The organism is Streptomyces yongxingensis, assembly GCF_055597465.1.
On record NZ_CM145717.1, the window covers coordinates 1111785 to 1126859 of the forward strand.

The following is a 15075-nucleotide window of genomic DNA, read 5'->3' on the forward strand; positions in this document are numbered from 1 at the left end:
GTTTGGCGCCACTTTCTTCGCAGTCAAAGTTCACGAGGTCTTGGGCAGGGTTCAGGAAAGGCCGAGTTCCTGGTCGATGAAGTCGAACAGCTCGTCGTTGGAGGACGATCCGATCCGTTCGGCCATATCCCCGGTGGCGTCGACGCTCTCGGGGGCGTCATCCAGCTTGTTCAGGAACTCCCTCAGCCGTCCGGCCACCTTCGCCCGTACCTCACCCTCGGAGCCGAGCGCCGACAGGGTGGATTCCAGCCGGTCGAGTTCTCCGAAGACGGGCTCGGTCACGGGCCCGTCGGCGGGGGTGACCTCCTCGAGCAGGATCCGTGCGAGCGCCTCCGGGGTCGGGTAGTCGAACACCAGGGTCGCCGGCAGCCGCAGCCCGGTCTCCGCGTTGAGACGGTTCCGCAGTTCCACCGTGGTCAGGGAGTCGAATCCCATGTCCTTGAACGCGTGTTCCGGCTCGATCGCCTCTCCCGACGCGTAGCCGAGGACAACGGCCGCCTGGTCGCACACCAGGTCCATGAGGACGCGCTCGCGCTCCGCTTCGGACTTCCCGGCCAGGTGCTGCTTGAGCGCGGCAGCCGGATCGGCGGCCGACTCCACGGCCCTCCGCGCGCGGGCGCGCACCAGTCCGCGCAGCAGTGCGTGTACCGGCTCGCCCATCGAGGCCATGTCCATGGTGATGGGCACCAGGACGGCGTCGTCGAGATCGCGGGTCGCGTCGAACAGCGCGAGTCCCGCCTCGGGGGTGAGGGCGACCATGCCGTTCCTGGTCATCCGGGTGATATCGCTGTCGGCCAGTTCGGTGGTCATGCCACTGTCCTGTGTCCACGGCCCCCATGCGAGCGAGGTGGCCGGGAGCCCCGCGGCCCTGCGGTGCTGGGCCAGGGCGTCCATGAACGCGTTGGCCGCCGCGTAGTTGGCCTGGCCGGCGCTGCCGAACGTACCGGAGGCGGAGGAGAACAGGATGAAGGCGGACAGGTCCAGGTCGCGCGTCAGCTCGTGCAGGTGCAGCGCCGCGTCCACCTTCGGACGCAGCACCTTGTCCACCCGCTCCGGCGTCAGCGACTCCACCACACCGTCATCCAGCACACCCGCCGCATGCACCACGGCCGACAGCGGATGCTCCGACCCGATCCCCGCCAGCAGCTTCTCCACCGCGGCCCGGTCGGCGACATCACACGCCACCACCTGTGCCTCGGCGCCCAGCCCGGCCAGCTCCGCCACCAACTCCGCCGCACCCGGCGCCTCCACGCCACGACGACTCGTCAGCACCAGACGCTCAACCCCGTACTCCACCACCAGATGACGGGCCAGCAACGCGCCCAGACCACCCGTACCACCCGTGATCAGCACCGTCCCCGGACCATCCAGCGCCCGCGGGGCGCCGCCGCCCGAGGAGACCCGCGCCATGCGCAGACCGAGCACCGTTCCCTCACGGACCGCGACCTGCGGCTCCTCGGAGGCGAGCGCCGACCGTAGCGCCGAGGACACGTCCCCGTGCTCCTCCGGGTCGAGGTCGACCAGGAGGAACTTCCCGGGATACTCGCTCTGCGCGGAGCGCAGCAGACCCCATACGGCTGCCTCGGCCGGGGTGCGCACGTGGTCGGAGTGTCGGACACCCATCGCGCCGCGGGTCACGAACACCAGGTAGGAGTCGGCGAGCCGCTCATCGGTGACCCACGACCGCACCAGGTCCAACGCCCGATAGGCGACGTCACGCACCCGCCCCGCCAGGTCGTCGTCGTCATCGATGCCGACCGCCTCCGCGGTGCCCGTGACCATGACGACGTCCGGTACGGCGGCGCCGGACTCGATCGCCTCGCGCATCGCGGTCAGATCCGCGTATGCCTCCACGTCGGCACCCGCCGTCTCCAAGCCGGAGCGCACCCCCAGACCGTCCGTGCCCAGCACGGCCCACGTCCCTTCGGACGCGGGAGCCGGCGCGGCGACGGGAACGGGGGTCCACTCCAGACGGAAGAGCGAGTCATGCCCGGCCGCCGTGGCACCGGGCGCCTGGATCTGCCCCTCCGCGACCAGTCGCAGCGCCAGGGAGTCGACGGAGGCCACGGGGAGGCCGGTTCCGTCGGCGACCTGGAGGCCGATCGAGTCAGGCCCGAGCGCACTGAGGCGCACCCTCAACTCCGAGGCGCCCACGGCCCGCAGCGAGACCCCGGTCCAGGAGAAGGGAAGCCTGGCGGGCATCGGCTCCTCCCGCGGTACGAACAGGACGGCGTGAAGCGCGGCATCCAGCAGAGCCGGGTGCAGCCCGAACTCCTCGGCGTCCGCGGCGTTCTCCTTGGGCAGACGGACTTCGGCGAAGACCTCGTCGCCACGGCGCCACACGGACCGCAGCCCCTGGAAGATCGGACCGTAACCGAAGCCGCCCTCGATCATCGTGTCGTAGATGCCCTCGGTGTCGATCGGCTCCGCGCCCTCCGGGGGCCATACGGTGAGATCGAGCTGCCCGGCCTCTCGCCGTGCGCCGCCTGCCGCCAGCAGACCGGAGGCGTTCTGTGTCCACGGCTGTGTCACGGTGCCGTCTTCCAGCCGCGAGTAGACGTTCAGCGCACGCGTGCCGCTCTCGTCCGGCCCGCTCACCGCGAGTTGGAGGTGCACCGCGCCCTGTTCGGGCAGCGCGAGAGGCGCCGTGAGGGTCAGCTCCTCGACCCGGTCACAGCCCACCTTCTCGGCAGCGTGCAACGCCAGTTCGAGGAAGGCGGTGCCGGGCAGGAGAATCGTGCCCTGAACCATGTGGTCAACGAGCCACGGATGGGTCTGCGGCGAGAGACGGCCGGTGAACAGGAAGCCGTCCGTGCCGGGCAGCTCGACGGCAGCGCCCAGCAACGGGTGCACCGGCGGGGTGAGCCCCACGGCGGTGACATCGCCGACGAACGTCGTCGGGCCCTCCAGCCAGTAGCGCTCCCGCTGGAAGGCGTACGTCGGCAGGTCAATCCGGCGGGCGCCGTATCCGGCGAACACCTTCGGCCAGTCGACGTCGGCCCCGTTGACATGAACCTCGGCGGCGGAGGTCAGGAACCGCTCCATACCGCCCTCGTCGCGGCGCAGCGTGCCGACGACCACGGCCCGGGCCCCGGCGGCCTCCACGGTCTGCTCAACGGGAAGGGTGAGCACCGGATGCGGGCTCACTTCGATGAACACGCCGTGGCCACTGCCGAGCAGGGTGCGGGTGGTGGCCTCCAGCTCGACGGTCTGCCGCAGGTTGCGGTACCAGTACTCCGCGTCCAGCCCGGCGGTGTCCACCAGCTCACCGGACACCGTGGAGTAGAACGGCACCCCCGAGGAACGCGGCTGAAGGTCCGCCAGGACCTCCAGCAGCTCCTCGCGGATCGCCTCCACGTGTGCGGAGTGCGAGGCGTAGTCCACCGGGATCCGGCGAACCCGGATCTCCTCGCCCTCCAGCCGCTCGACCATCTCGTCCAGCGCCCCCGGGTCACCGGAGACGACGACCGAGCCGGGGCCGTTGACCGCGGCGACCGAGATCGCGCCGTCCCAGGCGGCGATACGGTCCTTGACCTGGTCGACCGGCAACCCGACCGACACCATGCCACCGCGACCCGCCAGGCCCACCGCGATGGCCTGCGACCGCAAGGTCACCACCTTCGCGGCGTCTTCGAGTGAGAGCGCGCCCGCGACACACGCCGCGGCGATCTCGCCCTGACTGTGACCCATCACGGCATACGGCTCAATGCCGACCGAACGCCACAGCTTGGCCAGCGACACCATCACCGCGAACAACACCGGCTGCACCACATCCACCCGGTCGAAACCGGGAGCGCCCTCGGCACCGCGCAGCACCTCGGCCAGCGACCAGTCCACGTACGCCGACAGGGCGGTCTCACACTCGGCCATCGCCTCGGCGAACACCGGCGAGGACTCCAGCAGCCCCACCGCCATGCCCATCCACTGCGCCCCCTGGCCGGGGAAGACGAACACCGTCTTACCGGCCCTCCCCGCCACACCGCGCACCACACTCGGCGCGGTCCCGCCCCGCATGACGGCCTCGAGGCCGCGCAGCAGCTCCTCACGGTCCTCACCGACCAACACGGCCCGGTGGTCGAAGAGCGATCGGGTCGCCGCCAGGGAGTAGCCGACATCCGCAACGACCGCGGAATCGTCGACAGCCGAGGCCAGCTGACCGAGCAGCCGTTCGGCCTGGCCCCGAAGAGCCGCCTCGGTCTTACCGGACAGGACCCAAGGGACCGGGCCCGCGGTGGAGCCCGCGACATCCCCCGCCTGCTCCGTACCGGACCCGTCAGCGGTCGGCGCCTGCTCGATGATCACATGCGCGTTGGTGCCACTCACCCCGAACGCGGACACTGCCGCCCTGCGCACACGACCCGTCTCCGGCCAGGGCGTCGCCTCGGTCAGCAGCTCGACATCACCCGCCGACCAATCCACATGCGGCGACGCCTCATCCAGGTGCAACGTCTTGGGAAGCGTGCCCTCCCGCATCGCCATGACCATCTTGATCACACCAGCCACACCGGAGGCGGCCTGGGTGTGCCCGAGGTTCGACTTCAACGCGCCCAGCAGCAGCGGCTGCCCCTCCGGCCGCTCCTTGCCGTAGGTGGCCAGCAGCGCCTGAGCCTCGATCGGGTCACCCAGCGAGGTGCCCGTACCGTGCGCCTCCACCGCGTCCACCTCGGCGGCCGAGAGGCGAGCGTTGGCCAGCGCCTGGCGGATCACCCGCTGCTGCGACGGACCGTTCGGCGCGGTCAGACCATTCGACGCACCGTCCTGGTTCACCGCCGAGCCCCGCACGACCGCGAGCACCTGGTGGCCGTTGCGCTCCGCGTCCGAGAGCCGCTCCACGAGCAGCACATCGACACCCTCGCTCCAGCCCGTACCGTCCGCCGCGGCCGAGAACGGCTTGCACCGTCCGTCCGGGGCGAGCCCGCCCTGCCGGCTGAACTCGACGAACGCCATCGGAGTCGCCATCACGGCCACCCCACCGACCAGCGCCATGGAGCACTCGCCCTGACGCAGCGACTGGCAAGCCAGATGCAGGGCCACCAGCGAGGAGGAGCAGGCCGTGTCCACCGTGACGGCGGGGCCCTCCAGACCGTAGGTGTAGGAGAGACGGCCGGAGACGACACTGCCGGAGTTGCCGGTCAGCAGATGGCCCTCGACGTCCTCGGGCACCGCCTCCAGGTTGGCGCCGTAACCGGAGCCCGAGGAGCCGACGAACACACCGACCTGGCTGCCCTTCAGCGACGCGGGGTTGATGCCCGCCCGCTCGAACACCTCCCAGGAGGTCTCCAGCAGCAGCCGCTGCTGCGGGTCGGTCGCCAGCGCCTCACGGGGCGAGATCCCGAAGAACCCGGGGTCGAACTCGCCCGCGTCGTACAGGAATCCGCCTTCACGGACGTAGGACCTGCCCGACTGCTCCGGGTCCGGGTCGTACATGCCCGACAGATCCCAGCCGCGGTCAGCGGGGAACTCGGAGATGGCGTCACCGCCGCTCTCCACCAGCTGCCACAGGTCCTCCGGACTGCGCACCCCGCCGGGGAAGCGGCAGCTCATGGAGACGATCGCGATGGGTTCGTCGTCCGCGCCGGAACCGGCGGGCGCCCCGGCCCCGGCGGCGATCGCCGGGGACGACGCCCCCAGCGCCTCGGTCCGCAGATACGCCGCGAGCACCGTGGCGCTGGGGTAGTCGAAGACCAGCGTGGCGGGAAGGCTGAGACCGGTCTCCGCGGCCAGCCGGTCGCGGAACTCCAGCGCTGTGAGCGAGTCGAAACCCAGGTCCTTGAAGGCCCTCCCGGGCTCAACCGCCTCCGTGCCGGTGAATCCCAACACCGTGGCGGCGTGGTCCCGGACCAGATCGAGCAGGACCCGGTCGGTCTCGGCCCCGGTCAGCCCCGCCAGCCGCTCCCGCAACGCCGCACCCGCACCGAGCCCGTCGTTCTCGGTCTCCCCGGCCTCCGCCAGCACCCGCTCGACCTCGGGCAGATCACCGATCAGCGGACTCGGCCGCCCCATGGTGAACGAGGGGGCGAACCGTTCCCAGTCCACATCGGCGACCGTCACCACAGCGTCATCGCCCGCGACCGCCCCCTGCAGGGCGGCGATCGCCAGATCAGGCGCCATCGCGGGCAGACCACGCCGCGCCAACTGCTCGCCACCGTCGCCCTCCGCCATACCGCCCTCGGCCCAGGGGCCCCAGGCCACGGAGGTGCCGGCGAGACCCCGCGCACGGCGGTCCTCCACCAGCGCGTCCAGATAGGCGTTGGCCGCGCTGTACCCGGCCTGACCGCCACTGCCCCACACACCCGCGATCGACGAGAAGACCACGAACGCGTCGAGCTCCCGGTCGCCCAGCAGCTCGTCCAGGTTGACGGCACCCGCCACCTTGCCGGAGACCACGTCGGCGACGTCGGCCAACCCGGTCTCCATCAGCGGCGCCACCCCGTTGGCACCCGCCGCGTGCACGACCGCCGTCAGCGGAAACTCCGCAGGGACGGCGTCCAGCACCGCGGCCAGCTGGTCACGGTCGGCCACGTCACAGGCCGCCACGGTCACCCGGGCACCCAGCGCCTCCAGCTCATCGCGCAACTCGGACGCGCCCGGCGCCTCGAGGCCGCGACGGCTGGTCAGCACCAGATGCTCGGCACCACTACGCGCCAGCCAGCGCGCCACATGACCACCCAGCGCACCCGTGCCACCGGTCACCAGCACCGTGCCACGCGCCCGCCACGAGACCCCCTCGCCGACAGCCGCGGCCGACCGCACCAGACGGCGCACGAAGACACCGGAACCACGCACCGCGACCTGGTCCTCACCGCCCCCGGCGGACAGCACACCCACCAGCCGCGCCACCGCACGCTCATCCAGAGTCTCGGGCAGATCGACCACACCGCCCCACAGCGGCGGCAGCTCCAGCGCGGCCACCCGGCCCAACGCCGCCACCATCGCCTGCACCGGATGGCTGAGCTGCTCGGAACGGCCCACCGATACGGCACCACGCGTTGCGGACCACACCAAAGCCTCGACACGCGCCTCGACCATGGCCCGCACCAGGGACAGCGTCAGGGCGAGGCCGTTCGACAGGGCCGGGTGCTCCGGGCAGGGCTCCTCGTCCAAGGCGAGCAGCGACAGCACACCACCCAGCCCGGACACCTCCGCGACCGCCTCGCGCAGCCGCTCCGCCAACGCGTCCGTGTCCAGGTGCCGTTCGTCCACCACGACCGACGCCACACCCGCGCCATGCCGCTCAAGCCCGGCGACGACCCCCGAGACCAGCTCGTCCTCCGCGCGGGACGCCGGAACCACCACCAGCCACGTCCCCGACAGCGAGCCGTCAGCGGCCTGGGGGACCGGCTTCCACGACACCCGATAGCGCCAGCCATCGACAATGGACCGGTCACGGCTGTTGCGGTGGTACGCCGACAGGGCCGGCAGCACCGCGCTCAGCGGCGTCTCGGCATCGACGTCGAGCGTCTCGGTGAGCGTCTCGAGATCCTCACGCTCGACCGCCTCCCAGAACCGCGTATCCACCGACGGGGCGAACCCCGCGGCGGCGAAGTCGCCGGGGAACGTCAGGCTCTCCAGCCAGTAGCGCTCCCGCTGGAAGGCGTAGGTGGGCAGCTCGACCCTCCGTGCGCCACGTCCCGCGAAGGCCCGCTCCCAGTCCACTCCGACGCCGTTCACGTGGAGCTCGGCCAGCACCGTCGTCAGCGCCCGCGTCTCGGGACGGTTCTTGCGCAGTGCCGGGACCACGACGGGGGCCGATCCCTCCTCGGCCGTCAGGCACTCGCGCGCCATCGCGGTGAGCACACCGTCGGGACCGACCTCCACGAACCGGGACACGCCCTGTGCTTCGAGCGCCCGCACGCCGTCCGCGAACCGCACCGCCTCCCGCACATGGCGGACCCAGTACTCCGCGGAGCACACCTCGTCCGCGCCGGCCGTCTGCCCCGTCACATTGGAGATCAGGGTGATGGCCGGCGGGGCGAACGACAGCTCTTCGACGACCTTGCGGAAGTCGCCGAGCATCGCGTCCATGCGGGGCGAGTGGAAGGCGTGGCTGACCCGCAGCCGACGGATCTTGCGGCCCTGCCGCTCCCACTCGGCGGCGATCTCCAGCACCGGCGCCTCGTCGCCCGCGATGACCACGGACGTCGGTCCGTTGACGGCGGCCATGCTCACCTCGGCCTCACGACCGGCGAGTGCCGGAGCGATCTCGTCCTCGGACGCCTGCACCGCCACCATGGCGCCGCCCTCGGGGAGGGCCTGCATCAGACGGCCACGGGCGGCCACCAGGGCGCAGGCGTCCTCCAAGGAGAACACCCCCGCCACGTGTGCGGCCGCGATCTCACCGATGGAGTGACCGATCACCACATCCGGGGTGACACCCCAGTGCTCCAGCAGCCGGAACAACGCCACCTCGACCGCGAACAGCGCCGGCTGCGTGAACGCCGTCTGATCCAGCAGTTCGGCATCCGCGCTGCCCTCCGCCGCGAACACCACATCGCGCAGCGGGCGGTCCAGCAGACCATCCAGATGCGCGCACACCTCGTCCCACGCGTCGGCGAACACCGGGAAGGCGTCGTACAGCTCCCGGCCCATGCCGAGGCGCTGCGCACCCTGGCCCGAGAACAGGAACGCCGTCTTGCCGGCCGCGCCCGCCACGCCGCGTACGACGCCGGGCGCGGTCTCGCCCTTCGCGAGGGCCTCGAGGCCACGCAGCATCTCCGCGCGATCCTCGCCGACCAGGGCGGCCCGGTGGTCGAAGAGAGACCGGCTCGTCACCAGGGAATAGCCGACGTCCACGGTGGGCATGAACTCTTCGGTGGCCGTGGCCAGTTGACCACGAAGCCGCTCGGCCTGGCCCCGAAGGGCGGCGTCGGTCTTACCGGACAGGATCCACGGCACCGGGACCGCTGTGGAGTCCGGTGTCTCTTCGGCCCGCGGTGCCTCCGGCTCGTCGGAGGCCGGTGCCTGCTCGATGATCGTGTGCGCGTTGGTGCCGCTCACGCCGAAGGCGGACACCGCCGCTCTGCGCGGGTGGTCCCGCTCCGGCCAGGGCACCGCCTCGGTCAGCAGCTCCACGTCGCCCGCCGACCAGTCCACATGCGGCGACGCCTCGTCCACGTGCAGCGTCTTGGGAAGGATGCCCTCCCGCATGGCCATCACCATCTTGATGACGCCCGCGACACCGGCGGCGGCCTGCGTATGACCGATGTTCGACTTGATGGCGCCCAGCAGCAGCGGCCGGCCCTCGGGGCGGCCCTGGCCGTAGGTGGCCAGCAGTGCCTGTGCCTCGATCGGGTCACCGAGGGGAGTGCCGGTGCCATGGGCCTCGACCACGTCCACATCGGCGGAGACCAGCCGGGCGCTGGCCAGCGTCTGCTCGATCAGCCGCTGCTGCGACGGGCCGTTCGGAGCCGTCAGGCCATTCGACGCACCGTCCTGGTTGATGGCGGAACTCCGGATGACGGCCAGCACCTTGTGGCCGTTGCGCTGCGCGTCCGACAGCCGCTCCACGAGCAGCATGCCCACGCCCTCGGACCAGCCGGTGCCGTCGGCCGATGCGGCGAACGCCTTGCACCGCCCGTCGAAGGACAGCACGCGCTGGGCGCTGAACTCGACGAACGTGCCGGGCGTGGCCATGATCGTCACACCGCCGGCCAGCGCCACGGAGGACTCGCCCTGCCGCAGCGACTGGCAGGCCAGGTGCAGGGCGACCAGCGACGACGAACACGCGGTGTCCACCGTCACGGCCGGCCCCTCGAAGCCGAAGGTGTAGGAGATGCGGCCGGAGGAGACGCTGGGGGCGCTGCCGAGTCCGAGATACCCCTCCACTTCTTCGGCATCGCGCACGATGCGCGAACCGTAGTCGTGGTAGTTGGAGCCGACGAAGACTCCGGTCCGGCTTCCGCGCAGCGCCACGGGGTCGATGCCGGCGCGCTCGAACGCCTCCCAGGAGGTCTCCAGCAGCAGCCGCTGCTGGGGGTCGATCGCCAGCGCCTCACGGGGCGAGATCCCGAAGAACGTCGGGTCGAAGTGGCCCACCTCGTCGAGGAAGCCGCCCGCCTGGACGTAGCTGGTACCGGACTTCCCGGGGTCCGGGTCGTAGAGACCGTCGATGTCCCAGCCACGGTCCTCGGGGAACCCGGAGATCACGTCTCCCTCGGCCATCAGCAGATCCCACAGTTCCTCGGGGCTGCGCACCCCGCCGGGGAACCGGCAGCTCATGCCGATGATGGCGATCGGTTCATCGGTGGCCGTGGGGTTCTCGGCCCCCTCCGGCCGCTGAGGTGCGGCGGTGGCCCCCGCGGTGACCGGCTGATCACCGAACATCTCGGTGTACAGGTACCGGGCCAGAACCGTGGCGTTCGGGTAGTCGAAGACACAGGTGACCGGCAGCCGGAGGCCGGTGACCACGCCGAGGCGGTTGCGCAGCTCGACGGCGGTCAGCGAGTCGAAGCCGAGGTCGCGGAAGGCACGGTCGGCCTCCACGGCGTCCGCGCTGTCGTAGCCGAGGACGTCGGCGGCCTGGTTGCGCACCAGCTCCAGGAGGAGCTGGGGCTGCTCGGCGGGGGACAGCTTCGCCATCTCCCGGCGCAGCACGGACATGGCGTCGTCGCCGTCGCCGGTGTCCGGGCCAGTGGCGGCAGCGGGGCGGTTCAGCTCGGGCAGCTCACGGAACAGCGCGCTCGGACGTGAACCGACGAACTCCGGCCGGAAGCGATCCCAGTCGATCTCGGCGATGACGACGAAGGTCTCGTCCAGTTCAAGGGCCTGCTGCATGCCGGAGATCGCCAGCTCGGGCACCATTCCGACCATGCCGGAACGGTCCATCCGCTCGCCGACCTCGCCGGATCCGAGGCCGCCTCCGGCCCAGGCGCCCCAGGCGATGGACGTGGCCGGTAGTCCGTCCGCGCGCCGCTGCAGCGCCAGCGCGTCGAGGTAGGCGTTACCCGCCGCGTAGCTGCCCTGGCCCGGACCGCCCAATGTGCCCGCCCCGGAGGAGAACAGCACGAAGGCGGACAGGTCCATCCCGGCGGTCAGCTCATGGAGGTTCCGCGTGGCGTCCACCTTCGGGCGCAGCACCCCGGCCGCCCGCCCCACCGTGAGGGCGTCCACCACACCGTCGTCCAGCACACCGGCCGTATGCACCACGGCGGTCAGCGGGAACTCCCGCGGAATCGCGTCCAGCACCGCGGCCAGCGCCTCACGGTCCGCCGCGTCGCACGCCGCCACCGTCACCCGGGCACCGAGCTCCTCCAGCTCCGCCTTCAGCTCGGCGGCACCCTCGGCCTCCATCCCACGACGGCTGGTCAGCACCAGATGCTCGGCACCGGTACGCGCCAGCCACCGGGCGACATGGCCGCCCAGCGCACCCGTACCACCGGTCACCAGCACCGAACCCCGGCTCTGCCAGGACCCGCGGCCCTCCGCGTCCTCAGCCGCCGTGGCCCGCACCATGCGCTTGGCGAACACACCGGAGCCGCGCACCGCGACCTGGTCCTCGCCCTCCTCGCCCGCCAGCACTCCGGCCAGACGGGCCACCGCACGGCCGTCCATGGTCTCGGGCAGATCGACGGCACCACCCCAGCGCTGGGGATACTCCGCGCCCACGATCCGCCCCAGGCCCCACACCATGGACTGCACGGGGCTCACCAGCCGGTCGGAACGCCCCACCGACACCGCGCCCCGGGTGCCGCACCACAGCGGTGCCACCACCCCCGTGTCACCCAGCGCCTGGACCAGCCCGACCATGGCCGCCAGCCCGGCGGGCACCACACCGAACGTCGTATGCCCCGACTCATCCAGCCCGAGCAGCGAGAACACGCCCGTCACAGCCGAGGGCTCCACACCGGCCTCGCCGAGCGCCGCCTGCACCCGTTCCGCCACGGTGCCGCGGTCGTCGCCCGATCCGTCCAGCATCACCCGGACGATGTCGGCACCGCTCGTCGCCAGCCCGTTCACCGTGGCGGACACGAGCGCGTCATCGGCGTGCGACGCGGGAAGGACGACGAGCCAGGTGCCCGAGAGGACCGCGTCGGTGGCGGACGGCAGGGGCTTCCAGACCACTTTGTAACGCCAGCTGTCGACCGTGTTCCGCTCACGCCGCTGACGGCGCCAGGACGACAGCGCCGGAAGCAGCGCCGTCAGCGACGACTGCTGCTCCTCGTCCTCCACCTCCAGCGTGCGGACCAGCGCCTCCAGGTCCTCGCGCTCGACCGCCTCCCAGAAGCGGGCGTCCACCGCGTCCGCGCCCAGAGCGTCGACGGTGGCCGACATCTCCGCGGCCGACACATCCAGCCAGTACCGCTGACGCCGGAAGGCGTAGGTCGGCAGCTCCACCCGGCGGGCGCCACGGCCCTCCAGCAGGGCGGCCCAATCCACTGCGACGCCCCGCACGAACACCTCGGCGGCGGAGGTCAGGAACCGCTCCAGGCCGCCCTCATCCCGCCGCAGCGTGCCCACGACCACCGCCTGGGCCTCAGCGGCCTCGACGGTCTGCTGCACAGGCAGGGTGAGCACCGGGTGCGGGCTGGCCTCGATGAACACGGTGTGGCCGTCATCCAGCAGCTTTCGGGTGGTGGCCTCCAGCTCGACGGTCTGCCGCAGATTCCGGTACCAGTACTCCGCGCCCAGACCGGCGGTGTCCACCAGCTCACCGGAGACCGTCGAGTAGAACGGCACATCCGAGGAACGCGGCTCCAGATCCGCCAGAACCTCCAGCAGCTCCTCGTGAATCGCCTCCACGTGCGCGGAGTGCGAGGCGTAGTCCACCGGAACCCGGCGAACACGGATCTCCTCACCCTCCAGCTGGGCCACCATCTCATCCAGCGCCCCCGGATCACCGGACACCACGACCGAACCGGGGCTGTTGACCGCCGCGACCGAAATCGCACCGTCCCACGCGGCGATACGCTCCTTGACCTGCTCGACCGGCAGCCCGACCGACACCATGCCACCACGGCCCGCAAGACCCGCCGCGATCGCCTGCGAGCGCAAGGTCACCACCTTCGCCGCGTCCTCCAGCGAGAGCGCACCCGCCACACAGGCCGCGGCGATCTCACCCTGGCTGTGCCCCATCACCGCGTCCGGCACCACACCCACCGAACGCCACAGCCTCGCCAGCGACACCATCACCGCGAACAACACCGGCTGAACGACATCCACCCGGTCGAAACCAGGAGCACCCTCGGCACCGCGCAGTACCTCGCTCAGCGACCAGTCCACGTACGCCGACAGAGCCGTCTCACACTCGGCCATCGCCTCGGCGAACACCGGCGAGCCCTCGAGCAGGCCCACCGCCATCCCCACCCACTGCGCCCCCTGACCGGGGAACACGAACACCGAGCGGCCGGCGTCTCCGGTCCTCCCCCGCACCACTCCGTTCGACGTGGTGGCGTCCTCGGCGACCGCCTCCAGCCGCTGGAGGAGTTCCTCACGGTCGGCCCCGGTCACCACGGCCCGGTGCTCGAAGGCGGACCTGGTCGTGGCCAGCGAGAGCGCCACGTCCGCCACGCTCAACTCCGGGCGCTCCGTGAGGAACTCCCGCAGCCGTCCGGCCTGTGCCCGCAGCGCCTCGGCGCCGCGGCCCGACACGACCCACGCCACCGGACCGTCAGTGACCTCGGCCTCGGCGGCCTCGGCCGCCTCGGACTCCGGGGCCTGCTCGAGGATGGTGTGCGCGTTGGTGCCGCTCATGCCGAACGAGGACACGGCGGCGCGACGCGGGTGGTCCCGGTCCGGCCATGGGGTCGACTCGTGCAGCAGGGACACGGCGCCGCCGGTCCAGTCGATGTGCGGCGAGGGCTCCTCCGCGTGGAGCGTCTTGGGCAGCACACCCTCGCGCATGGCCATCACCATCTTGATGACCCCGGCGACACCGGCGGCGGCCTGGGTGTGCCCGATGTTCGACTTGATGCCGCCCAGCCACAGCGGCTGATCCGCGGGCCGGTCCTGCCCGTAAGTGGCCATCAGCGCCTGCGCCTCGATCGGGTCACCCAATGTGGTGCCCGTCCCGTGCGCCTCCACCGCGTCCACCTCGGCGGCCGACAGCCGGGCGCTGGTCAGTGCCTGCCGGATGACCCGCTGCTGCGAGATGCCGTTGGGAGCCGTCAGACCGTTGGACGCGCCGTCCTGGTTGATCGCCGAACCCCGGACGATGGCCAGCACCTCGTGGCCGTTGCGCTGGGCGTCGGACAGCCGCTCCACGAGCAGCATGCCGACGCCCTCGCCCCAGCCGGTGCCGTCGGCCGCGGCCCCGAACGGCTTGCACCGGCCGTCGGCCGCCAGGCCGCGCTGCCTGCTGAACTGCACGAACGCCGACGGAGTGGACATCACCGTGACGCCACCGGCCAGCGCGAGTGTGCATTCGCGCTGACGCAGTGCCTGAACGGCCAGATGCAGGGCCACCAGGGAGGACGAGCACGCGGTGTCCACGGAAAGCGCGGGTCCCTCAAGACCCATGGTGTAGGAGATACGGCCGGATACGATGCTCGCCGCGTTACCGGTGCCCGAGTGGCCCTCGACGTCGTCGAGACTCTCGGAGGCACCGAGCATGAGCATGGAGTAGTCCTGGCCATTGGTCCCGACGAAGACGCCGGTCCTGCTGCCACGCAGGGACATCGGGTCGATACCCGCCCGCTCGACCGCCTCCCACGACGTCTCCAACAGCAATCGCTGCTGCGGGTCCATCGACAGCGCCTCACGCGGCGAGATTCCGAAGAACGCCGGATCGAACTGGTCGGCCTTCTCCAGGAATCCGCCTGCGGTCGTGTAGCTGGTGCCGGGGCGGTCCGGGTCCTCGTGGTAGAGGGCATCGATATCCCAGCCCCGGTCCGTGGGGAACTCCGAGATCGCGTCGGTACCGTCCGCCACCATGCGCCACAGATCTTCGGGGGAGCTCACGCCTCCAGGGAACCGGCAGCTCATGGCGACGATCGCGATCGGTTCCTGGTCGGCTGACTCGGCCTCGAGAAGGCGCTGGCGAGTCTGCTGGAGGTCCGCGGTCACCCGCTTGAGATAGTCGAGAAGCTTTTCTTCGTTCATTGTGAATATCACCCAGTAAGTAGTAAGGAGCGACCCCTC

General features: G+C 71.3%; 1 protein-coding gene. It reads right to left on the reverse strand.

The genetic code is table 11. The features are described 5' to 3' along the window. Positions 1 to 51: 51 nt before the first annotated feature. Positions 52 to 15036, reverse strand: coding sequence for a type I polyketide synthase (locus ACZ6TD_RS05025; RefSeq protein ID WP_471351086.1), 14985 nt, complete (start codon positions 15034 to 15036; stop codon positions 52 to 54). Positions 15037 to 15075: the final 39 nt, after the last annotated feature.